The 22732-nt window shown below is 67.8% G+C and carries 18 protein-coding genes and 2 pseudogenes; 16 read left to right on the top strand and 4 right to left on the bottom strand.

The features are described from left to right. The first annotated feature begins 70 nt into the window (after positions 1–70). The 4 genes from dut (at position 71) to ACX5I6_RS16710 (ending at position 2549) form a co-directional block, all read left to right on the top strand. Entirely contained in the window at positions 71–583 is a 513-nt protein-coding gene (gene dut / locus ACX5I6_RS16725; RefSeq protein ID WP_461841201.1) for a dUTP diphosphatase, read from the top strand. 106 nt (positions 584–689) lie between these two features. Beyond that, positions 690–1403, top strand: a complete 714-nt coding sequence (locus ACX5I6_RS16720) for a DUF3710 domain-containing protein (RefSeq protein ID WP_285248929.1) — start codon at positions 690–692, stop codon at positions 1401–1403. 73 nt (positions 1404–1476) lie between these two features. After that, a complete protein-coding gene (locus tag ACX5I6_RS16715; RefSeq protein WP_461841200.1) occupies positions 1477–1758 on the top strand; it encodes a single stranded DNA-binding domain-containing protein in 282 nt (93 codons plus the stop codon). Continuing rightward, positions 1755–2549 (top strand): DUF3159 domain-containing protein, encoded by a 795-nt coding sequence (locus tag ACX5I6_RS16710; RefSeq protein ID WP_461841199.1) that lies wholly within the window; start codon positions 1755–1757, stop codon positions 2547–2549. Before ACX5I6_RS16715 ends, ACX5I6_RS16710 begins: the two co-directional genes overlap by 4 nt. A 39-nt stretch (positions 2550–2588) precedes the next feature. Here ACX5I6_RS16710 and ACX5I6_RS16705 read toward each other — a convergent pair whose 3' ends face one another. Further along, the gene (locus ACX5I6_RS16705; protein ID WP_461841198.1) at positions 2589–3350 is read right to left on the bottom strand and encodes a potassium channel family protein; all 762 of its coding nucleotides are present in this window, start codon (positions 3348–3350) and stop codon (positions 2589–2591) included. After that, positions 3347–4021 carry a potassium channel family protein gene (locus ACX5I6_RS16700; protein ID WP_018761109.1) on the bottom strand — a complete coding sequence of 225 codons (675 nt, stop codon included), beginning with the start codon at positions 4019–4021 and terminating at the stop codon, positions 3347–3349. Before ACX5I6_RS16700 ends, ACX5I6_RS16705 begins: the two co-directional genes overlap by 4 nt. A gap of 118 nt (positions 4022–4139) precedes the next feature. Here ACX5I6_RS16700 and ACX5I6_RS16695 point away from each other — a divergent pair, with 118 nt between their 5' ends. From ACX5I6_RS16695 to ACX5I6_RS16640, 12 genes and pseudogenes are all read left to right on the top strand, one after another. Next, positions 4140–6116, top strand: a complete 1977-nt coding sequence (locus ACX5I6_RS16695) for an APC family permease (RefSeq protein ID WP_285248925.1) — start codon at positions 4140–4142, stop codon at positions 6114–6116. Beyond that, on the top strand, positions 6113–7501 hold the full coding sequence (locus ACX5I6_RS16690; RefSeq protein WP_461841197.1) for a class I SAM-dependent RNA methyltransferase: 1389 nt from the start codon (positions 6113–6115) through the stop codon (positions 7499–7501). The genes ACX5I6_RS16695 and ACX5I6_RS16690 overlap by 4 nt, the downstream gene beginning before the upstream one ends. A gap of 165 nt (positions 7502–7666) precedes the next feature. Further along, positions 7667–10480, top strand: a complete 2814-nt coding sequence (locus ACX5I6_RS16685) for an aconitate hydratase (protein ID WP_461841196.1) — start codon at positions 7667–7669, stop codon at positions 10478–10480. Positions 10481–10609: 129 nt separating this feature from the next. Beyond that, complete coding sequence (gene dxs, locus ACX5I6_RS16680) at positions 10610–12583, top strand: 1-deoxy-D-xylulose-5-phosphate synthase (RefSeq protein WP_461841195.1); 1974 nt, start codon at positions 10610–10612, stop codon at positions 12581–12583. After that, a complete protein-coding gene (locus ACX5I6_RS16675; protein WP_461841194.1) occupies positions 12580–13197 on the top strand; it encodes a DUF402 domain-containing protein in 618 nt (205 codons plus the stop codon). Before dxs ends, ACX5I6_RS16675 begins: the two co-directional genes overlap by 4 nt. After that, positions 13194–13754 carry a hypothetical protein gene (locus ACX5I6_RS16670; protein WP_461841193.1) on the top strand — a complete coding sequence of 187 codons (561 nt, stop codon included), beginning with the start codon at positions 13194–13196 and terminating at the stop codon, positions 13752–13754. Before ACX5I6_RS16675 ends, ACX5I6_RS16670 begins: the two co-directional genes overlap by 4 nt. A gap of 9 nt (positions 13755–13763) precedes the next feature. Continuing rightward, positions 13764–14741 carry an aldo/keto reductase gene (locus ACX5I6_RS16665; protein ID WP_285248919.1) on the top strand — a complete coding sequence of 326 codons (978 nt, stop codon included), beginning with the start codon at positions 13764–13766 and terminating at the stop codon, positions 14739–14741. A 34-nt stretch (positions 14742–14775) separates the two neighbouring features. Further along, the gene (locus ACX5I6_RS16660) at positions 14776–15813 is read left to right on the top strand and encodes a nucleoside hydrolase (RefSeq protein WP_285248918.1); all 1038 of its coding nucleotides are present in this window, start codon (positions 14776–14778) and stop codon (positions 15811–15813) included. Positions 15814–15995: 182 nt separating this feature from the next. After that, a complete protein-coding gene (locus ACX5I6_RS16655) occupies positions 15996–16847 on the top strand; it encodes an ECF transporter S component (RefSeq protein WP_461841192.1) in 852 nt (283 codons plus the stop codon). A 10-nt stretch (positions 16848–16857) separates the two neighbouring features. Further along, positions 16858–17646 carry an energy-coupling factor transporter transmembrane component T gene (locus ACX5I6_RS16650; protein ID WP_461841191.1) on the top strand — a complete coding sequence of 263 codons (789 nt, stop codon included), beginning with the start codon at positions 16858–16860 and terminating at the stop codon, positions 17644–17646. Continuing rightward, positions 17633–18169: pseudogene (locus tag ACX5I6_RS16645) on the top strand (ATP-binding cassette domain-containing protein); the annotation flags it as partial. The gene ACX5I6_RS16650 and the pseudogene ACX5I6_RS16645, both read left to right, overlap by 14 nt. Positions 18170–18596: 427 nt before the next feature. After that, positions 18597–19211, top strand: a complete 615-nt coding sequence (locus ACX5I6_RS16640) for an energy-coupling factor ABC transporter ATP-binding protein (protein ID WP_461841190.1) — start codon at positions 18597–18599, stop codon at positions 19209–19211. 57 nt (positions 19212–19268) lie between these two features. On the opposite strand, the gene ACX5I6_RS16635 is transcribed toward ACX5I6_RS16640, so the two are convergent. Both ACX5I6_RS16635 and ACX5I6_RS16630 read right to left on the bottom strand, forming a co-directional pair. Further along, positions 19269–21428 carry a 3-hydroxyacyl-CoA dehydrogenase NAD-binding domain-containing protein gene (locus ACX5I6_RS16635; protein WP_461841189.1) on the bottom strand — a complete coding sequence of 720 codons (2160 nt, stop codon included), beginning with the start codon at positions 21426–21428 and terminating at the stop codon, positions 19269–19271. After that, a pseudogene (locus ACX5I6_RS16630) lies at positions 21425–22704 on the bottom strand (thiolase family protein). The gene ACX5I6_RS16635 and the pseudogene ACX5I6_RS16630 overlap by 4 nt, the downstream one beginning before the upstream one ends. Positions 22705–22732: the final 28 nt, after the last annotated feature.

Below are 22732 nucleotides of genomic sequence, written 5' to 3'. Positions count from 1 at the left end.
TCTTGGGTGCTGCGGCTCCGGATCCGGCCATCTGGGACTGTTGCGGGGGCGCGGGTTAGAGTGAGTGACTGTGACTGAACATCCCACCGCAGTAGACCTCGACCCGGACGCGGCATCCCCAGCCTCGCCCACCATGCAGGTCCAGTTGAAGATGCTGGATCCGGACCTGGAAGCTCCCTCCTACGCGCACCCGGGCGACGCCGGAGCGGACCTTCGCGCGCGCGAAGACGTGGTCCTGATGCCGGGGGAGCGCAAACTGGTCCCCACGGGTGTGGCCATTGCCCTGCCCTACGGGTTCGTTGCGCTGATCCACCCGCGCTCCGGACTGGCCACCAAGCACGGGCTGACAATCGTGAACGCACCTGGCACCGTGGATGCGGGCTACCGCGGAGAGATATCGGTTACCCTGCTGAACACCGACTCCTCGCAGCCGATTGAGCTGCGCCGCGGCGATAGAATTGCACAGATGGTTATCCAGCGGGTGGAACACGCGCACTTCATTCCTGTCAGCGAATTGAGCGGCTCCGTGCGCGGCACGGGAGGCTTCGGCTCCACCGGCGGGTTCAACGTTCCCGGAGCCTGACACCTCCACCCACAACCGCTGCCACGCCAGCGCGCACGACGGCAGGACATGGTCCCGGCCGGCAGATTTTGAGAACTGGCACATTTTAGGAACGAAGGAGTCACCCATGGTCTTTGGGCTCGGCAGGAAAGCCAAGAAGGACGAGCCGGCGCAGCCGGACGAAGAGCTGACGGCAGCGGAACCCGGAGAAGGCTCAGCCGCCGCTTCCACGCGCAGCCAGGACGGCCCCTTCGATGAGTCCGAAGTAGGCAGCCGGGACGGCTTCGTGGACCTCGGTGCCCTCCTGATCACGCCCAGCGAGGGACTCCAGCTCCGCCTCGAGGTTGAGGAGGCAACGCAGCGGGTGGTGGCAGTCACGCTTGACCTGAACGGATCCAGCCTCCAACTGCAGGCCTTCGCCGCCCCCAAGACAGAAACGCTGTGGGACGAGATCCGCGAACAGATCGGCCAGTCGGTCGGTGCCCAGGGCGGCCAGGTCGAAGAGGTGGAAGGCGCGTTTGGCACGGAACTGGTTGCCAAACTCCCTGCCGGGCTTCCGGACGGCAGCCAGGGCTACCGGGTGGCCCGATTCATCGGCGTCGATGGTCCGCGCTGGTTCCTGCGCGGCGTCCTGGGCGGACCCGCAGCCTTGGAGCGCCCCGCCGCAGAACCGCTGGAGACCCTTTTCCGCAAGGTGGTGGTGGTCCGCGGCGACAGCCCCATGCCGCCGCGGGACCTCCTGCAGCTGCGGCTGCCCAAGGACGCCTCCGCTACTCCTCCGCCCGCCGGTCCCACTTTGGAGGAACCAGAACGTGGTCCCGAAATTACCCAAATCGGCTGAGGCCGCACAGGGCGGACCCGCCCACGCGTCCGGTGGGTTGACCCCTTTGGACCAACTCCCGGACAAAGGACGCGTGCTGTGCCAGGGGCACATCGAATCCGTGACCTTCGTACCCGCTGACCGGACGGCAGAGTTCAGCGCCATTGTCTCCGAGACCGGAACCGGGCGGCCGGGCGCCGGCCCCGGCCGAAACAAGCCCGCACGGCTTCGCATCGTGTGGCTGGGCCGACGACGGGTGCCGGGCATCGAAGCGGGCGCCGAGATCCGGGTCGAGGGAATGCTTGCCCGTGGCAAGGACATGCCCACCATCTTCAATCCCCGTTACGAGATCATGTCCCGCCAGGAGCACGAATGACCGAGCAGCAGCCCGAACAGTCCTCCGAAAGCGCCGGCCCGGGCCGGCGTCAGGGTACGGGCCCGTCACCGGCAGCCGCGCCATCGCCGGCAGCTGCCCAGTCGCCTGTGGCCGGCCTGGCCGCCGAGTACGCGGCCAAGGCGGGGCTCCACCGCACCCACGACGGCCGGGTGGACGTCCTGCGAAGCGCCGGGGGAGTCCAGGGCATCGCGGAAAGCATTGTTCCCGGGTTGGTTTTCCTCGTGGCGTTCACCGTGACACGGGAGCTCACACTCTCCCTGGTCGCTGCCTTGGCATCGGCAGCTGCGTTCACCATCGCCAGGCTGGCACAACGGCGCCCCCTGACCCAGGCCCTGGCGGGCGTGGTGGGCGTCGGCATTTCGGCATGGCTGGCCAACACCACCGGGAAGGCGGAGGATTTCTACCTGCCCGGCTTCTTCACCAACGCCGCCTACATCCTGGCGATGGTGGTTTCAATCATCGTTAAGTGGCCTGTGGCCGGGCTTCTCTTCGGTTTCATCCGCAACGAGGGAGTGGAATGGCGCAAAGACCCGGACCGGGTCAAGGCCTACAGGCTGGGAACCTGGATCATCGTTGCGGTTTTGGCGCTCCGGCTCGTCGTTCAGGTGCCCCTCTACCTGATGGGCGCTGACGGCCTGGCCGCCCTCGCCACCACTCGCCTGATCATGGGCGCGCCCCTGTACATCCTTGGAGTGTGGGTGGCATGGCTCGTCACCCGCCCGGCTCCGGCCGAAACCGAGGACCAGGCAAGCGCCGGCCACGGCGCCTGATGCCTCAAGCCGAGTAACGGCTCAAGGCGCCGGGCGCACCTAGCCGTCGAAGCCGTCGTCGTCCGGCACCGGACCGTACTCGCTTGCGGCCTGCTGGACGCCGACGGCGTGCTGCGGCGGGGTGCCGGCGTCGATGCTGCCGGGAGCCGAGGACAGAAGCTCACGCAACCTGTCCTCGGCGGCGATCGTGGTGACGAAGAACAGTTCGTCACCGCCGTCAATCACATCGTCCCGGCTCGGGGTGATGGGGGCCTGGTCGCGGAGGATTGCCACCAGGGTGGCGTCCTCCGGCCAGTGAATGTCCCCAACGGTCATGCCGATGACGTGCGAGTCGTGCGGCACGGTGAACTCCACCAGCGATGCAACGCCGGTCTGGAGCGTCAGGAGCCGGACGAGGTCGCCGATCTCCACCGCTTCCTCCACGAGGGCGGTCATCAGCTGCGGGGTGTTGACCGCGACGTCCACGCCCCAGGAGTCGTTGAACATCCAGTCGTTCTTAGGGTTGTTGACCCGGCCCACGGTGCGGCCCACGCCGAACTCCGTCTTCGCCAGCAGCGACACCACCAGGTTGACCTTGTCATCACCCGTAGCGGAAACCACAACGTCGGCATCCTCCACCTTGGCGCCCTGGAGCGTCGAGAGCTCACATGCATCACCCACCAGCCAGTGGGCACCGCGCAGGCCGCTGCGCCCGATCACCTCCGGCTTGAGGTCGATCAGGAGGATCTCATGCTTGTGAGCCAGCAATTCCCGGGCAATGGATGATCCGACGCTGCCGGCGCCGACGATGACTACTTTCACTGGTACTCCTTGGCGGGGGCTTTGGCGAGGATCTGGGCGATCAGGGCGCTGCGGTCCACCTGCAGCATGGCGTGCACGGTATCGCCGTCCTGGTAAGCGGTGCCCGCGTCCGGCAGCAGGCCTTCGCCGAAACGGGTGAGATAGGCCACACGGACACCGGCTGCCTTCTCGATGCTGCTGATCCGATGCCCGATCCAGCCACCGTCCAGGTCCAGTTCCGCCAGGACCAGCCGTCCGGATGGTTCGCGGAAATCGCCGGCGAGGTGCTGCTCGGGCAGGATGCGCCGCAGTACCTGGTCCGCGCTCCAGCGGACGGCTGCCACGGTGGGAATGCCCAGGCGCTGGTAGATTTCGGCACGTCCGGGGTCGTAGATCCTGGCGACCACGTGCGGGACATGGAAGGTCTCGCGGGCCACGCGGGTGGCCAGGATGTTCGAATTGTCGCCGCTGGACACCGCCGCGAAGGCGTAGGCTTCACCGACGCCGGCCTGCTTAAGGGTGTCCCGGTCGAACCCAACACCCGTGACCTTCCGGCCTGTGAACCCCTGGCGGAGCCGGCGGAACGCTCGGTCGTCCTGGTCGATGATGGCCACGGAATGGCCGGCATCCTCCAGCGTGTGCGCCAGCGTTGCCCCCACCCGGCCACATCCCATGATCACGAAATGCGCCACCGTATCTCCTCTGTATGTACGTCACGATCGTGCAGCTAGAACTCTACCGGCACGTCCGCGGTTCGGCCCGGCCCGGCTCCGTCATGACATCGTCCGCGATTCAGACTAGCTTTGTGGGGTGTTGACAATACTGAACGCCGTCAAACGCGTGCTGGTGGGCAGGCCCTTCCGGAATGACCGCCTTGCCCATACCCTGCTGCCGAAAAAGATCGCACTGCCGATCTTCGCGTCGGACGCGTTGTCGTCTGTAGCCTATGCCCCGGATGAGATCCTGCTGACCCTCGCCTTGGCCGGCGTCAGTGCGGTGGCGATTTCACCGCTGGTGGGCCTGGCCGTGATGGTGGTCCTGCTGACCGTCGTGGCCTCTTACCGGCAGAACGTCCACGCGTACCCCTCCGGCGGCGGCGACTACGAAATCGCCAACGTGAACATGGGAAAGTACGCCGGCCTGACCGTGGCCTCGGCGCTCCTGGTGGACTACGTCCTGACGGTTGCCGTGTCCATGTCCTCGGCCGCGGCCTACCTCACCACGGCTGTCCCGTCCCTGCACGGCCAGCAGGCGGTCATTGCCACCATCGGCGTCGTCATCCTTGCGCTGGTGAACCTGCGCGGCATCAAGGAAGCGGGCAGCGTCTTCGCGGTCCCCACCTACATCTTCATGGCCTCCATCCTGGGCATGACGGCGGTGGGCATCTTCCAGGCGGCCACCGGGCAGCTGGGCCAGGCACCGTCTGCAGCCTTCACCATCGTCCCGGCCGAGGGCTTCGACCAGGGCCTGGTGGGGCTGGCCGGTGCATTCCTGCTCCTGCGGGCTTTCTCCTCCGGCGCCGCGGCACTGACCGGTGTTGAAGCGATCAGCAACGGCGTTCCCAACTTCCGGCACCCCAAGAGCAAGAACGCGGCAACCACCCTCCTGCTGCTGGGCATCATCGGTGCCGCAATGCTCGCAGGCATCATCTACCTGGCGAACGCCACGAAGGTCCACATCGTGCTGGACCCGGCCAAGGAGTTCCTGCTCGACGGCAAACCGCTGCCCGAGGGATACATCCAGAACCCCGCCATCAGCCAGATCGCGCAGACCATCTTCGGCCCCGGTTCCATCCCGTTCTACATCGTGGTGGCAGCCACCGGCGTCATCCTGGTGTTCGCCTCCAACACCGCCTTCAACGGCTTCCCCGTGCTGGGCTCCATCCTGGCGCAGGACGGCTACTTGCCCCGGCAGCTGCGCACCCGCGGCGACAGGCTCGCCTTCAGCAACGGCGTGCTGGCCCTTGCCGCCGGCGCCCTGGTGCTGATCATCTCCTTCGACGCCGACGTCACCAAGCTGATCCAGCTCTACATCGTGGGCGTCTTCATCTCCTTCACCCTCAGCCAGCTCGGCATGATCAGGCACTGGGGCCGGGAACTCAAACTCGCCAAGGACAAGGCCGTCCGGCGCCGGATGCTGAAATCCCGGACCATCAACACCATCGGGTTCGGCATGACCGGCCTGGTGCTGGTCATTGTCCTCATCACCAAGTTCCAGCAAGGCGCCTGGATCGCGCTGCTGGCCATGTTCATCCTCTTCCTGATCATGTGGAGCATCCGGGCGCACTACGACAATGTGGCCAAGGAACTTGCCGTGGACGAGGACTCCTCGCCGCGCGCCCTGCCCACCCGGGTCCATGCCGTGCTGCTGGTCTCGCACGTCCGCAAGCCCGTCCTGCGTGCCCTGGCCTACGCCCGCGCGTCCAGGCCCTCGCGGCTGGACGCCATCACGGTGGACATCGATCCGGAAGAAACCGCCCACACCATCACCGACTGGGAGAAGCTCGAAATCCCGGTCCCGCTGACGGTCCTCGCCAGCCCGTACCGCGAGACGGTCACGCCCATCATGGACTACGTCAAGCAAATGCGCCTTGACTCCCCGCGGGACCTCATCGTGGTCTACATTCCGGAATACGTCGTGGGCAAATGGTGGGAACAGCTGGTGCACAACCAGACCGCGCTGCGGATCAAGACCCGGCTGCACTTCGAACCCGGCGTCATGGTGGCCAGCGTTCCCTGGCAGCTCAAATCATCCGAAGAAGCCAAGAACCTGCAGGACGTCCAGTGACCGTCAGAACCCCGCCCACGGCAGTACCGGCATCCGAGGGGGCCGGCCATGCCGGCGAAGAGGCCGTGCTCGACGTCGGGCCCGTAGCCCACGGCGGGCACTGCGTGGCCCGCCACGAAGGCCGGGTGGTCTTTGTCCGGCACGCCATCCCCGGCGAGAAGGTCCGTGCCCGGCTGACCGATGCCGGCGACGACGCCAAGTTCTGGCGGGCGGACGCCGTGGAGATCCTCGAAGCGTCCCCCGACCGGGTGGAGCACTTCTGGCACCTCGCCGATTCAGCCCGGGCCTGGGGCCACGGCCATCCGCCGGTGGGCGGCGCCGAATTCGGGCACATCACCCTTGCCCGGCAGCGGCAGCTCAAGGCCGACGTCCTTGCCGAGCAGCTCACCCGGCTCGCCGGCGTCGACCCTGCACCGTCCGTGTGGACCGGCAGCGTGGAAGCCGTGGGGGAGGCGCACGACGACGGCTCCGGCCTCGGGTGGCGGACGCGGGCGAGCTTTTCGGTCACCCCCGGCGGCAAGCTGGGGATGCACGCGCACCGTTCCGGGCACATCGTTCCGGTGCGGGATATGCCGCTGGCCACGGAAGCGGTCAACGCACTTCGCCTCTGGGAGCTGGACCTGCAGGGCATCGAGCGCGTTGAGGTGGCGGCTCCGGCGAACGGCTCCCGCCCACTGGTGCTCCTGGCTCCGGCGCCGGGAACCAAGGACAAGAGGCTGCGGGCCATTGCCGCCGGACTGCCGCCGGAGGTGTCCGTGGCGGCGTTCGATCCGGTCAGCGGCGACGCTGCGCAGGTCCGGGGCCGGACGTGGGTGCAGGAAACGGCGGCCGGCCACGACTACCGCGTGTCTGGCGCGGGCTTCTGGCAGATCCACCGCGACGCGCCCGGGACACTTGTGGGCGCCGTCACGGAATTCCTGCGAGGCGGCGGCTTCCTGCACCCCGGGGCTGTGGTTGCGGATCTGTACGCCGGCGCCGGACTGTTCACTGCGGTGCTGGCCGATGCCGTGGGGGAGACCGGGTCCGTCCTCTCGGTTGAAGGTGCGCCCGGATCCAGCCGCGATGCCCGCAAGAACCTCCATTCCGCACCGCAGGTGGAGGTGGTCCAGGGCCGCGTGGAGCGTGTGCTCCGCCAGAAGCCTCGGAATTTCGACGCCCTCGTCCTCGACCCGCCCCGTGCGGGAGCCGGGAAAGCCGTCGTCGGGCAACTCATTGCCTCGCAGCCCCGTGCCATTGCCTATGTGTCCTGTGATCCGGCGTCGTTTGCCCGTGACCTCGGTTACTTTCGACGCTCGGGCTGGGAACTCGCCGGGCTCCGTGCCTTCGACTTGTACCCCCACACCCACCACCTGGAGACCGTGGCGCTGCTGGCTCCTGGTCCGTGATGCCACCGGCGTTTTGGACTACGATGGCCGTAGTAGTCCCACGTCGCGCCCGAATTCTCGGCCGGCCGTGTGCAATTTTCGGGCCCTCGAACTACTTAGGGCATCCTAACTAGCAGGCGGTCAACCGCGCGACAAAGATGAAACTGTTGCGAGAGGAGTCCTGCGATGAGCACTGTGGACAGCTTCGGTTCAAAAGGCAAACTTAATGTAGCCGGAACCGATTACGAAATTTTCCGGTTGAACTCCGTTGAAGGTGCAGAAAACCTTCCGTTCAGCCTCAAGGTATTGCTTGAAAACCTGTTGAGGACCGAGGACGGCGCGAACATCACGGCCGACCACGTCCGCGCACTGGCCGGTTGGGATCCGAACGCCGAGCCCGACACTGAAATCCAGTTCACGCCGGCGCGCGTGATCATGCAGGACTTCACTGGCGTGCCCTGCGTTGTGGACCTCGCCACCATGCGTGAAGCCGTCAAGGAACTCGGCGGCGACCCCAAGCGGGTCAACCCCCTAGCACCGGCGGAAATGGTCATCGACCACTCCGTGCAGATCGACGCCTTCGGCAACTCCGGCGCACTGGAGCGCAACATGGAGATCGAGTACCAGCGCAACGGCGAGCGGTACCAGTTCCTCCGGTGGGGCCAGACCGCGTTCGACGACTTCAAGGTCGTCCCGCCGGGAACCGGCATCGTGCACCAGGTCAACATCGAATACCTGGCCCGCACCGTCATGACCCGCGAGGTTGACGGTGTTCTGCGCGCCTACCCCGACACCTGCGTCGGCACCGACTCGCACACCACTATGGTCAACGGCCTGGGCGTGCTCGGCTGGGGCGTCGGCGGCATCGAGGCCGAGGCGGCCATGCTCGGCCAGCCCGTCTCCATGCTGATCCCGCGCGTCGTCGGCTTCAAGCTGACCGGGTCCATCCCGGCCGGTGCCACCGCCACCGACGTCGTCCTCACCATCACCGAGCAGCTGCGCCAGCACGGCGTGGTGGGCAAGTTCGTCGAGTTCTACGGCGAGGGCGTCGCGGCCGTGCCGCTGGCCAACCGCGCCACCATCGGCAACATGAGCCCCGAATTCGGTTCCACCGCCGCCATGTTCCCGATCGACGACGTCACCCTCGACTACCTGCGCCTCACCGGCCGGTCCGACGAGAACGTCGCCCTGGTCGAGGCCTACGCGAAGGAACAGGGCCTCTGGCACGACCCCTCTCGCGAAATCAAGTTCTCCGAGTACCTCGAGCTGGACCTGTCGACCGTCGTTCCGTCGATCTCCGGCCCGAAGCGCCCGCAGGACCGCATCATCCTCACCGAATCCAAGGCGCAGTTCCGCGAGGACCTCCGCAACTACGTCAAGGTGGACCTCGCCGACGGCAGCCTGGACGAAGCGATCGACGAGAGCTTCCCGGCATCCGACTCGCCGTCCTTCACCGCCTCTGCGACCCACCTCACCGAGCAGGCCCCGCACGGCCACGGCCCCAAGTCCAACGGACGTCCGTCCAAGAAGGTGGCTGTCACCACCGCCGACGGCCGCGAGTTCGAACTGGACCACGGAGCTGTGTCGATCGCCTCGATCACCTCCTGCACCAACACGTCCAACCCGTCCGTGATGCTGGCCGCCGCACTGCTGGCCCGCAACGCCGTGGAAAAGGGCCTGGCCGCGAAGCCTTGGGTCAAGACCTCCGTCGCTCCCGGCTCCAAGGTGGTCACCGACTACTACAACAAGTCGGGCCTGACCCCGTACCTGGAGAAGCTCGGCTTCTACATCGTGGGCTACGGCTGCGCCACCTGCATCGGCAACTCCGGGCCGCTTGACGCCGAGATCTCCGAGGCCATCCAGGCCAACGACCTCTCCGTCACCGCAGTCCTCTCGGGCAACCGCAACTTCGAAGGCCGGATCAACCCGGACGTCAAGATGAACTACCTGGCCTCCCCGCCGCTGGTCATCGCGTACGCCCTGGCCGGAACCATGGACTTCGACTTCGAAAACGATGCCCTGGGCCAGGACGAGGCCGGCAACGACGTCTTCCTGAAGGACATCTGGCCGAACCCGGTCGAGGTCCAGCAGGTCATCGACTCCTCGATCGACAAGGGCATGTTCGCCCGCGGCTACGAGGGCGTCTTCGAAGGCGACGACCGCTGGAAGGCCCTGGACACCCCCGCCGGCGACACCTTCGCCTGGGACGAGAAGTCCACCTACGTCCGGAAGCCCCCGTACTTCGAGGGCATGCAGGCCCAGCCGGAACCGGTCAAGGACATCACCGGTGCGCGCGTGCTGCTGAAGCTTGGCGACTCCGTCACCACCGACCACATATCCCCGGCCGGTTCCTTCAAGTCCGACACCCCGGCCGGCCAGTACCTCCTGGCCAACGGCGTGGAGCGCAAGGACTTCAACTCCTACGGTTCCCGCCGTGGCAACCACGAGGTCATGATCCGCGGCACCTTCGCCAACATCCGGATCAAGAACCAGCTGCTCGACGGCGTCGAGGGTGGCTTCACCCGCGACTTCACCCAGGCAGACGGCCCCCAGGCCTACGTCTACGACGCCGCGCAGAACTACCAGGCAGCCGGCACCCCGCTGGTTGTCCTGGCAGGCAAGGAGTACGGCTCCGGTTCGTCCCGCGACTGGGCCGCCAAGGGCACGGCGCTGCTGGGCGTCAAGGCCGTCATCGCCGAAAGCTACGAGCGCATCCACCGCTCCAACCTGATCGGCATGGGCGTCCTTCCGCTGCAGTACCCGGCCGGCCAGAACGCCGCCAGCCTGGGCCTGACCGGCACGGAAACCTTCGCGGTTGAGGGCGTCACCGCCCTGAACGAAGGCACCACGCCGAAGACCCTGAAGGTCACCGCGACGGCCGAAGACGGCACCACCACGAGCTTCGATGCGGTCCTGCGCATCGATACCCCGGGTGAAGCCGACTACTACCGCAATGGCGGCATCCTGCAGTACGTGCTGCGGCAGATCTCCGCGAACTAGCGGAACAGCTGCGCAGCCAGCATCCTCCCCGAAGCCCCGGCCGGTCACCGACCAGCCGGGGCTTCGGCTTTGCAACCAAGCCAAGGCGTTAGAGTTAAACGGCACGTCTACCACCCGAAGGAGGGGTCATTGGGAATCTTGGACACCATCCGGAATCCGCAGGACCTGAACGAGTTGACCGAGGAACAGCTGGAGCAGCTGGCTTCGGAGATCAGGGAGTTCCTGATCACGAACGTCTCACAGACGGGCGGACACCTCGGACCCAACCTTGGCGTCGTGGAACTGACGCTCGCCGTCCACCGCACCTTCGATTCCCCCCGCGACAGCATCGTCTTTGACACGGGCCACCAGTCCTACGTCCATAAGCTCCTGACCGGACGCCAGGACTTCAGTACCCTCCGGCAGGAAGGCGGCCTTTCCGGCTACCCCTCACGCGCGGAGTCCGAACACGACATCGTGGAAAGCTCGCACGCGTCTTCCTCCCTGTCCTGGGCGGACGGCATCTCCCGGGCCCGCCAGCTCACCGGCGAAGGCGACCGGCATGTGGTGGCCATCGTGGGCGACGGCGCCCTGACCGGTGGCATGGCCTGGGAAGCCATCAACAACATCGCGGCAGACAAGAAGCGCCGCGTTGTCATCGTGGTCAACGACAACGGCCGTTCCTACGCCCCCACCGTGGGCGGGTTTGCCGACTACCTCGCGTCCCTGCGCCCCACCATCGACTCCTTCCGCGCCGCACCCGCCTATGAAGGCGCGCTGGACTGGTGGAAGAAGAAGCTCCAGAACGGCGGCCCCGCAGGACAGTTCACCTACAAGAGCCTGCACGCCATGAAAAAAGGCATCAAGGACTGGTGGGCGCCGCAGGGCATGTTCGAGGACCTCGGCATGAAGTACATCGGACCCGTGGACGGCCACAACCTCCAGGCCATGGAGCATGCGCTCTCCACCGCCAGGAACTACGGCGGCCCGGTGATTGTCCACGCCATGACCGAAAAGGGCCATGGCTACGCGCCGGCCCGTGCCCATGAAGCGGACCAGTTCCATGCGGTGGGCATCATCGATCCCGAAACCGGCGAACCAACCGGTACCGGCGGGGCGCAGTCCTGGACGTCCGTCTTCGCGGACGAGATCGCCGCCATCGCCGACGAACGCGAGGACATCGTCGGCATCACCGGCGCCATGCTGATCCCGGTGGGCCTGCACAAGTTCGCGGCAAAGCACCCGAAGCGCGTCGTCGACGTCGGCATCGCCGAGCAGCACGCCCTCACCGCTGCCGCCGGCATGGCGTTCGGCGGGCTCCACCCCGTCGTCGCCGTCTACGCCACCTTCCTGAACCGGGCCTTCGACCAGTTGCTGATGGACGTTGCCCTCCACAAGGCCGGCGTCACCATCGTGCTGGACCGCGCCGGCGTGACCGGTCCGGACGGCGCCAGCCACCACGGCATGTGGGACATGGCCATGGTCCAGATCGTTCCGGGCCTCCACCTCGCCGCACCACGCGACGCCACCCGCCTCCGGGAAGAACTGCGGGAAGCGGTGGCCATCAGCGACGCACCCAGCGTGGTCCGCTTCTCCAAGGGATCCGTGGGCCCCGAAGTGGACGCCCTGGAACGGCTCAGCGACGGCGTGGACATCCTGGCCCGCCGACCCTCCGGATCCACCGAGAACGACGTCCTGATCGTCAGCGTGGGCGCCATGTCCGAGCTCGCCCTCGATGTCGCCAACCGCCTCGGCGCACAGGGCATCAGCAGCACAGTGGTGGATCCGCGCTGGGTGCTCCCGGTCCGCCGGTCCATTATCGCGCTGGCCTCGCACCACCGCTTGGTGATCTGCATCGAGGACGGCGTCCGGGCCGGCGGCGTCGGCTCCCGCATCCGGCAGGAAATGCGCGCAGCAGGGGTGGACACCGCCCTGAACGAGGTTGGCCTGCCCGTCGAGTTCCTCGACCACGGCACGCGTGCCCAGGTCATGGAGCGCGTGGGGCTCACCGCCCAGCAAATAACGCACGACGTCGTCGCGCAGGTTTTGGGCACCAAGGTCCCGTTCGCGCGTCCCCTGCCCGGGCAGCAGCACCCCACCACTGGCAGCCTCCCGATCCTGTGAGGGACGAAGACGCGCTGAAATACCCGGGTGCCGTGGGGGAGTCGGGTCCGGTTCTGCACACCACCACCACCCGCGTGCCCGGCAACCTGCAGCCCGGGCAGCTGGTGGTCTCCCGCAACCGGAAATGGAACGGCAAGGCACACTGGGTGGTCCCCGGGCGGTACCTTGGCGAAGACCGGCACGGCTGGTGGATCTTCCAGGGCACCAACGAGTTCTGTTCGCGCCCCGGCGCCGCGTTCTACACGCGCTCGGACGCCGTGCTCCTGGTGCCGCGCCAGGGCGACTGGGTGGCCACGTTCTACGATTCCGCCCACCCCGCCGGCGTGCGGCTCTACATCGACCTCGCCGTGGGCCACGAATGGACGGACATCCGGCCCGCCGTCACGGAGTTCCATGTGATCGACATGGACCTTGACGTGATCCGCACCGAAACACGCGGCGTCTTCATCGACGACCAGGACGAATTCGCCGAGCACAGCGTGTCCATGCGCTACCCCCAACGGCTGATCGAGGACATCCAAGCGGCCGCGGATGAGCTTTTCCATGCCGTGAAGGCGCAGCAGGCGCCTTTCGACGGTACCGACGTTGAATGGTTTACAAAGGGACGCATATGAGCGGCATAGTCAGGGTCTACAAGCGCGACGACGAGGGCACCCTCCACTTCCGGGAAGCCTGGTTCGATGAGGAGTACTCCCAGTTCGTCATGAATTTCGGCGTCGTGGGGCACCAGAGCAAGACGGAGGAGACCGATGTCTCCGACGCCGAGGGTGCCGAGAGCCTGCTGGACGCCTTCGCAGCCCAATGCCAGGAGGACGGCTACGCCGAAATCCCCAATGAGGAGCAGTCCTGGGTGGTGGCCCAGTTCGCCCTCAAGACCAAGGAGGGCACGGAGCGGGACCGCTACCTGGAGCAGAAAGCCAAGGATGCCCTCATCAGCCATCTTGCCTGGCGGGGACTCGGAACGGTGGAACGGTCCGAGTTCACGGATTACAAACTCAACATCTTCTGCCTCTGCCCGGAGGTGAACAAGGCCGTGAATGCCATCAAGGTGTGCGCCCGCGGCGAGGACCTTGACTTCACAAAGCTCAGCATTGGTGCCGCCCCCTACATCGAACCCGAGCAGTTCAAGCTCAAGCACTCAGCCAAACCCGCCAACAGCTTCAGCCTCTAGGAGTCGTCCGTGACCAGTTACCGCCGCGTTGGAAAATCAGGCCTCACCGTCTCCACGGTAGGCCTCGGATGCAACAACCTGGGCCGCGCCAACACCGCCACCGAGTCGCAGGAAGGCACGGACACCGTCGTCTCCGCAGCACTGGAGGCCGGGATCACGCTGTTCGACGTCGCGGACAACTACGGCCGGGAACCGGGACTGAGCGAGACCATGCTGGGGAAGGCGCTGGGAAACCGGCGGGACCAGGCCGTGGTGGCCACCAAGTTCGGGATGGACACCCAGGGCGCGAACGGCCCCGACTTCGGTGACCGGGGCTCCCGCCGCTACATCATCCAGTCCGTCGAAGCATCACTGCGGCGGCTCGGCACCGACTGGATCGACCTCTACCAGTTCCATACTCCGGACCCGCTGACGCCCATCGACGAGACCCTCGCTGCGCTGGACGACCTCGTCCGCAGCGGGAAGGTACGGTACATCGGCCACTCCAACCGGGCCGGCTGGCAGATCGCCCAGGCCGAGTACGTGGCCCGCGAACTCGGCGGCGCGCGCTTCGTTTCCACCCAGAACCATTACAACCTCCTGGACCGCCGTGCAGAGCAGGAAGTCACCCCCGCCGCCGAAGCCCTTGGCCTCGGCGTCCTGCCCTACTTCCCGCTGGCCAACGGCCTGCTTACGGGCAAGTACGCGCCCGGCCACGCGCCCGACGGTTCCCGCCTCAGCCACACACGCACCAACATGGTGGCGGACGCCGACTGGGACCAGCTGGGCCGGTTCAGCCTCTTCGCCAAGGAACGCGGGCTGACCGAGGTGGAGGTGGCCTTCTCCTGGCTGGCTGCACAGCCGTCCGTGGCCAGCGTGATCGCGGGCGCAACAAAACCGGAGCAGGTCCGCCAGAACGCGTCGGCCGCCGACTGGCAGCCCTCGGCCGAAGACCTCGCAGAGCTGGATGCGATCTTCCCCACCGTTCCCAAGGTTGCCCTTTTCTAGGACACCGGAAACCCCAGAGCACCATACAGCGACTGTGACCTCATATCTGCTCGACGTCGATACCGGCATCGACGACGCCCTGGCCTTGGCCTACCTCGCCGCGCTGCCGGAGACGGAATTCGTATCCGTCACCGCAACGCCTGGAAACGTGGACGCCGACCAGGTGGCCCGGAATACCCTGGCACTGCTGGAGCTGTGCGGCAGGCCGGGCGTCGAGGTGGCCATCGGGGCGCGTGGGCCGCTGTCCATCCCGCTCACCACCACACCCGAAACCCATGGGCCGCAGGGGATCGGCTACGCGGTGCTGCCCGAGCCCGCGGGACAGGTCTCGGCGCGGAACGCCGTCGACCTGTGGATCGAACACGCCCGCGCCAGGCCGGGTGAGCTCACCGCCCTGATCACGGCGCCGCTGACCAACTTCGCCTTGGCGCTCCGCCGGGAGCCCGGCCTGCCGGACCTCCTGGCCGGTGTGGTGATCATGGGCGGGAGCTTCTACCACCAGGGGAACACCACCCCGACGGCCGAGTGGAACACGCACGTTGACCCGCACGCTGCCAAGGAGGTGTTCGCGGCGTACCGCGGAAAGCCGCTGGCGAAGCTGCCCATCGTCTGTTCGCTGGACACCACCGAGCGGATGGAGCTGCGCCCGGAACACGTCCGGAAGCTCTCCGAGGCTGCCGGTGCAGCCGTGCCGGAACTGGTCCTGCCGGACCAGCCTGAGGGCCTGCGCAGCACGTCCGGCAACACCCTCATCCGCCATCTGTCCGACGCACTGCGGTTCTACTTCGAGTTCCACCGGCTGTACGACCAGGGCTATGTGGCACACGTCCATGATTTCTTCGCCGCCGGAGTTGCCGCGGGCACGCTCGAGTACGACGTCCGCCCGGCCACTGTGGACGTCGAAACCAGCTCGCCCCTGCTGATGGGAACCACGGTGGCCGATTTCCGCGGGCTCTGGGGCGCTCCGCCGAACGCCAGGATTGTTTCCGGCAACAACCCGGAGCAGGCCTTCCGCGAACTGGTGTCCGCCGTCGGCGGCCTGGCCCGGCGGGTGGGAAGGCCGCCAGCCTAATGGCCGTCCAGGGCGCGCCGGATTGCCGGACCACTGCCGGCTTCCGGCCCCGAAATGCCCGGTAGAATGGGCCACGGACCGGCCCGGCGCAGTTGCCGCCGGCTGCTGCCGAGGTGACATAGGCAGCCCCACCCCAGCCCGGTTCTGCCGGGCCACTGCCCGCACCCGAAGGAACATTTCCCATGTCATCGCCCTCCCTGACGCTTCCGTCCCAGGAACGCCCGGCGGCCCGCCGTCGCCGGCTGCTGGAGATCCTCGGCGCCCTGGCCATCGCCGCAACCTACGTCTACCTGGTCCTGAACCAGCCCGCCGACATCACCGGAGGCCCGGGCAGTGCCTCGGCCCTGATCGCACTCTCCGGCTTCCTGGCCGGGGCGGCCCTGCTCATCGTGGCCGTCCTGCCCACGCTTCCCGCATCCACCTTGGTGCTGATCCCGGTGGCGCTGGTCCTGAACATCGTGCTGGGCCAGTTCGTCGGCAGCACCCTGGTGCCGTTCTACCTCGACGCGATCGGTACCGTGCTGATCGCCGTCCTGGCCGGTCCCGCCGCGGGCGCTGCCACCGGCGCCCTCAGCAGCATCGTCTGGTCCTTCTTCAACCCCACCGTGCTGCCGTTCGCGGCAGGCGCCGCCCTCATCGGCTGCCTGGCCGGGCTCGCCGCCCGCTACGGCCTCTTCCGCCGTTTCTACCTCGCCCCGGTGGCCGGCTTCGTCACCGGCATCATCGCCGGTGTGGTGTCTGCCCCGGTGGCCGCGTTTGTCTTCGGCGGAACCTCGGGCGTGGCCACCGGCGCGATCGTCAGCGCCTTCCGTGCCATGGGTGACACCCTCCTGGCGGCCATCACCAAGCAGGCACTGATCTCCGACCCCATGGACAAGGCGATCGTGTTCACCATCGTGGCCATCCTCGTCTACGCCTTGCCGCGCCGGGCCCGGCAGCAGTTCCCGTTCCTGCGCCGCCACCGTGTCCTGGCAGGCAAGGCCACGGCCGTGACCAGCGAGGCGCCGGCACAGGGCACTATCCGGGACAACTGACCGCACCGCTGTGACCGCATCCCCTGAACGCAGTGCCGCCGGGCCGGCCAGGCCGGTGCGCCTGAATCCGCTGACCTTGCTGGCTGCTGCCGGGAGTACGGCGGTTATCACGACGGCGGCCGGCAGCTGGCCGCTGTCGCTCACCGTGATTGCCGCCTCCCTGGGTCTCTCGGCGGCAGGCGGCACCGCCCGCCGCGTGCTGGCCGCCGCCGCGGCAATACTGGTTCCCCTGGGCCTGTCGCTGTTGATGCTGCACGGGCTGTTCTTCCCCGAGGGAACCACCGTCCTGGCCGCATGGGGACCTGCCCGGGTCACGGCCGAGGGCCTCGGGTTCGCCTGCCAGCGGATCCTGCAGCTGGGCGCCGTGATCCTGGCCTTGCTGGTCTTCTCGTTCAATGTCAGCCTCCCGGACCTCGTGGCGGCCTTGTCCGCCCGCGGCGTGCAGGGCCGGTTTGCGTTCGTCCTGGCCTCCACCCTGACCCTGCTGCCGGCCATCAGCGCCCGGGCGCGGCGGATCCGCCAGGCCCAGGAGTCGCGGGGGTTGGTAGTGACGCGGAGCCTCGTGTCCAGGCTTGCCGCGTTCCGGCTCCAGGCGGTCCCCCTGGTCCTGTCCCTGGTGGAGGATGCCGGCACCCGGTCCGCGGCCCTGGAAGCCCGGGGACTCAGCAACACCGGACCCCGCACCAGCTACCGGGACGTGCCCGACTCGCGGCTGCAGCGCACGGCACGGGCCGTCCTGGTGCTGGCGGCCGCGGCAGCGCTGGTGCTGCGGCTGGTACAGGCAGGTGCCAGTGCCTGAGCCCCTGAGGGACGCCGAAAGCGCCATCCACGGCAACCACCCGGTCCTGGCAGCCGGCATCCGGTCCTTTACGTTCCACGACGACGAAACAGCGGCCCTGCATGACGTCACGGTTTCCTTCGCGGCAGGCTCCTTCACGGCGATCCTGGGCGCCTCCGGCAGCGGCAAGTCCACCTTGGGCCGCCTGCTGGCTGCGTGGCTGCCGCCGGGCGGCGACGGAGCGCTGGCCGGCTTCCTGGAGCTGTCCGGTTCCCGGCTCGAGTTCGACGGCGGCCCCGACGAGCCCCGGATCGATCCGGCCCAGTGGGGCCGGCACGTGGGGTTCGTTCCACAGGACGCTGCCACGGTCCTGTCCACCGTTCGGTCCACCGTGGCCGAGGAACTCGCGTTCGGCCTGGAGAACTCCGGGATGGAACGTACAGCCATGCAGGCCGCGGTGGGGCGCACCGCAGCGTTGTTGGGCCTGCACGATCAATTGGACCAGGATCCCGCCGGGCTTTCGGGCGGCCAGCTCCGCCGGCTGGCAATCGGCTGTGCCATCATTACCGGGCCGCCGGTGCTGGTCATGGACGAGCCGTTCGCCTCCCTTGACGCGGCCGGCGCCGACGGGCTCGCCGCCGTGGTGCGGGACCTCCTGGACCGGGGGACCGCCGTCGTCATCCTTAGCCAAGCCATCGATCCGTTGCTCCTGGAGGCCGGGACGTGGGTGGTGCTGTCCGGCGGGACCGTCACCGCCAGCGGTCCGCCCGCCGCCATGGAGGCCGGCTCCGGGGCGGTGCCTCCCGCCATCCGCCGCCCCGCCGCCGTGACGACCCCGGTGTCCGGGCCCCGTCCCGTGACGCCGCAGACGGGGGCCCCCGCGTTGGAGTTGCGGGGTGTCGACTTCGCCTACCCGGCCGTGCCGGGGGGCGGCAGGTGGCGGCGGAAAGCCGCGCTAGCGGGGCTGCCGGGTGGCGTTGCACCCGTGCTGCGGGGGATCGAAGCTCGCCGTCCATCCTGGGGAGATCGTCGCCGTGACCGGCCCCAACGGGGCGGGAAAATCCACCCTCCTGCGACATTTCAACGGACTGCTCCGTCCCACTGCGGGGTCCGTGCACGTGCGGGGCGCCGACATCTCCGGCACACCCGTGGGGCGGACGGCGGCTTCGGTGGGCCTGCTGTTCCAGCAGCCCCGCGACCAACTGTTCGAACGGTCCGCCCTGCGGGAGGTCGGTTTTGGCCTTGACCACCTGGTCGGTGCGGCCCAGGCTGCCCACCGTGCTGCGGCGGCGCTGGAGTCAGTCGGGCTGGCAGGCGCTGCCAACGAACACCCCGCCGAACTGCCGGCGTCTGCCCGGCGCCTCCTGGCGCTGGCCACCGTCCTGGCGCGCAAGCCGGCCGTCCTGGCATTGGACGAACCCACCGTGGCGCTGGACGGCGACGGGCTGGCCCTGCTGGACGCAGCCGTCCGCCGGGCAGCCGCGGAAGGCGCCGCCGTCGTGCTGGTCACCCATGACCTGGGCTACGCGCGTTCGGCGGCCCACCGCTTCCTGGCGCTCGACAGCGGCCGCCTGGTTCCTGCCTGACCATCCCCGCCCGCAGCGCCTGGTGGGGCGGGAAGGGTCAGGTTGGACCCGGAGTGCCTAGGCGGGGCGGGACGCCACGCCGGGGGCCAAGAAGCGCCGTCCGTTCACCCGCTCCGACGCTCCCACCCGGTCCAAGTAGGGCGTGATGCCGCCGAGGAACAGGGGCCAGCCGGCGCCCAGGATCATGCACAGGTCCACGTCCTCAGGTCCTGCCACGACGCCCTCGTCCAACATCAGGCCAATCTCCTCGGCCAGTGCATCCTGGACGCGCCGCAGCACCTGCTCCCCGGTGGAGGGGCTGGAGCCGAAGGACAGCAGTTCAAGGGTGGAGGCGGGGATAGCCCGGGTACCGTCAGGGGCGGTTTCCCAGAGCGCCTTCACGTTGTTGTCGATGAGCGCCGCCAGGTTGGATGAGACCGGGAAGCGGTCGCCAAATGCTGCGTGCAGTGACTCCTGGACGTGCTGCGCCACGGGGAGGCCCACCATGGCCAGGAGCGTGAAGGGGGTCATGGGGAGTCCCATGGGCCGCAACGCGGTGTCGGCCACCTCGGCCGGGGTTCCCTCATCGAATACCGCGGTGACCTCTCCCATCAACCGCAGGAGGATGCGGTTGACCACGAATGCGGCTGCATCCTTGACCAGGACGGCGCTCTTCTTCAAGGCCTTCGCCAGTTCAAAAGCAGTGGCCAGCACGGCGTCGTCAGTCCGCGGGGCGCGGACAACCTCCAGCAGCGGCATCACGGCCACGGGGTTGAAGAAGTGGAACCCCACCAGGCGTTCCGGGTGCTCCAGGTCCTCGGCCATCGCCGTAACGGACAGCGAGGACGTGTTGGTGGCCAGGATGCATTCCGGCGAGACAATCGCCTCAACCTCCTTGAACACCTGCTTCTTGACGCTGAGTTCTTCGAAGACCGCCTCGATCACGAAGTCCGCATCCGCAAAGGCGTCCTTGGATACCGAGCCGGTCACCAGCGCCTTGGTGCGGTTGGCGGCGTCCTGGCTGAGGCGTTTCTTGCCCAGCAGCTTGTCCACTTCGGCATGGACGTAAGCCACGCCCTTGTCAACGCGGGCCTGGTCGATATCCGTCAGCACAACGGGCACCTTAAGCTGGCGCGCGAAGAGCAGCGCCAGCTGGCCGGCCATGAGTCCGGCGCCCACCACGCCCACCTTGGTGACGGGGCGGGCCAGTTTGCGGTCGGGCGCCCCGGCGGGCCGCTTGGCGCGCTTCTGCACCAGGTCCAGGAACGCGTACACGGTGCAGCGGAACTCATCGGTCTGCATCAACTCGGCCAGCGTCTCGCACTCAACGGCGGCGGATTCCGCCGCCGTCATGGTGCGGTTGGCCTCGAGGAGGTCAAGGACCTTGCCCGGCGCCGGCGACGCGCCCGACGTCTTGGCCTCCACGAACTTGCGGCCGGCCGCAACTGCGGCCTGCCAGCGGGCTTCCACCCCGGTGGCGGAAGGGTCGACGGCGTTGGCGCGTTCCGGAACGACGTCGCCGGAGATGACTTCCGCGGCCCATGCCAGCGACTGTTCCAGGAAATCCGCGGGTTCGAAGAGGGCGTCGGCGATGCCCAGCGCGAACGCCTGCGGGCCGGACAGGGTCCGGTTGTTGCTGAGCGGGTTTTCGATCATGACCTTGACGGCGTTCTCCGGGCCCACCAGGCGGGGGAGGATGTAGACGCCGCCCCACCCGGGAACGAGCCCAAGGAATGCCTCCGGCAGGGCCAGGGCCCCGGCACCGGTGGACACGGTGCGGTACGTGGACTGCAGGGCGATTTCCAGGCCACCGCCCAGCGCTGCCCCGTTGATGAAGGCAAAGCTGGGGACGCCAAGGTTTGCCAGGGTGGCGTAGACGTCGTGGCCCAACTGTGCCATCCACAGGCCGTGCTCACGCTTTTCCAGCGATTTCACCGCGGAGAGGTCCGCACCGGCCACCAGGTAGTGTGGTTTTCCGGTGACGCCGACGCCCACGATCTCGCCGCGAACAGCACGTTCGCGCAGGCCCTCCAGGGCCGTACCGAGTTCCACCAGCGTGTTGGGGCCCAGGGTGGTGGGTTTGGTGTGGTCGAGATCGTTATCGAGGGTGATGAGGGCGAATGTGCCAGGTCCCGGCTTGCCGTCCGTGCCCGGAAGGACGATGTCCTGCACGTAGGAGTGGGTGACAGTTTCGTTGGGGAAAAGATCCGCCAACTTGCGGTAATCTGCGGCGCTCATGCGGTGGCTCCTTCGGAAACGGTGGTGGCGGCGGTCTGCCCCAGGGGGCTCCGCTGTAGTCGGGGTGGTGCGGGTTCTCCCAAATCACTGTGCCACCCATTCCCAGTCCCACGCACATGGTGGTGATGCCGTAGCGCACCGAGGGGTCCTCCTCGAACTGCCGGGCCAGCTGGATCATCAGCCGGACTCCTGATGATGCCAGCGGATGGCCCACGGCGATCGCCCCGCCGTAGCGGTTGACCCGGGGGTCGTCGTCGGCAATGCCGTAGTGGTCCAGGAAGCTTAGGACCTGCACGGCGAAAGCTTCATTGATCTCGAACAGGCCGATGTCGTCGATGGTCAGGCCGGCGTTCTTGAGGGCCTTCTCGGTGGCCGGTACCGGTCCGATGCCCATGACCTCGGGTTCCACGCCGGCGTACGCGTAGCTGACCAGCCGCATCTTCACGGGCAGCCCCAGTTCGGCGGCGGCCTCGGAGGACGCCAGGACAGCGGCGGTGGCGCCGTCGTTCAGCCCGGCGGCGTTTCCGGCGGTGACCCTGCCGTGCGCGCGGAAGGGCGTGCGAAGGGATTCGAGGTCCGCCATCGTGGTGCCGGGGCGGGGTGGTTCATCCTTGCTGTGGACGGTCCAGCCCTGGCCCGGCTTCCGGGCGGCCACCGGAACCAGGTCCGGCTGGATCCTGCCTTCCTGGTAGGCGGCGGCAAGCTTGTCCTGAGAGGCCACCGCGTAGGCATCGGTACGCTGCTTGGTGATCGCCGGGAACCGGTCGTGCAGGTTTTCGGCGGTGTTGCCCATGTTCAGGGCCGCCGGGTCCACCAGGCGCTCGGACATGAACCGCGGGTTGGGGTCTGCGCCGGAGCCCATGGGATGGTGGCCCATGTGCTCCACTCCGCCGGCGATCACCACGTCGTAGGCGCCAAAACCGATGCTGCCTGCCGTGGTGGTCACGGCGGTCATGGCGCCGGCGCACATCCGGTCGATGGCAAAGCCCGGGACCGTGCGCGGAAGTCCCGCCAGCAGCGCGGCGGTCCGGCCGAGGGTGAGCCCCTGGTCCCCGGTCTGGGTGGTGGCGGCGACAGCTACTTCATCGATCCGCTCCGCCGGAAGGGACGGATTGCGGCGCAGCAGGCCGCGGATGCATTTGACGATCAGGTCATCGGCCCGGGTCCCGGCGTAGATTCCTTTCTCGCCGGCCCTGCCGAAGGGTGTGCGGATGCCGTCCACAAAGACGACGTCGCGGACAGTGCGCGGGGATGCGCCGCTTCCGTGCTGGCTCACGTGTAACTCCTCATCGAGACGTAGCGCC

The organism is Arthrobacter sp. MMS24-T111 (genome assembly GCF_054888995.1).
Note: the sequence above shows the minus strand (reverse complement) of the source record. Positions and strands in the feature narration are given on the sequence as shown.

What these genes read in the sequence shown, in the direction of transcription:
- ACX5I6_RS16720 (WP_285248929.1), top strand. Translation starts at nt 690, where the DNA reads ATGGTCTTTGGGCTCGGCAGGAAAGCCAAGAAGGACGAGCCGGCGCAG.
- ACX5I6_RS16710 (WP_461841199.1), top strand. Translation starts at nt 1,755, where the DNA reads ATGACCGAGCAGCAGCCCGAACAGTCCTCCGAAAGCGCCGGCCCGGGC.
- ACX5I6_RS16685 (WP_461841196.1), top strand. Translation starts at nt 7,667, where the DNA reads ATGAGCACTGTGGACAGCTTCGGTTCAAAAGGCAAACTTAATGTAGCC.
- ACX5I6_RS16670 (WP_461841193.1), top strand. Translation starts at nt 13,194, where the DNA reads ATGAGCGGCATAGTCAGGGTCTACAAGCGCGACGACGAGGGCACCCTC.
- ACX5I6_RS16655 (WP_461841192.1), top strand. Translation starts at nt 15,996, where the DNA reads ATGTCATCGCCCTCCCTGACGCTTCCGTCCCAGGAACGCCCGGCGGCC.
- ACX5I6_RS16635 (WP_461841189.1), bottom strand. Translation starts at nt 21,428, where the DNA reads ATGAGCGCCGCAGATTACCGCAAGTTGGCGGATCTTTTCCCCAACGAA.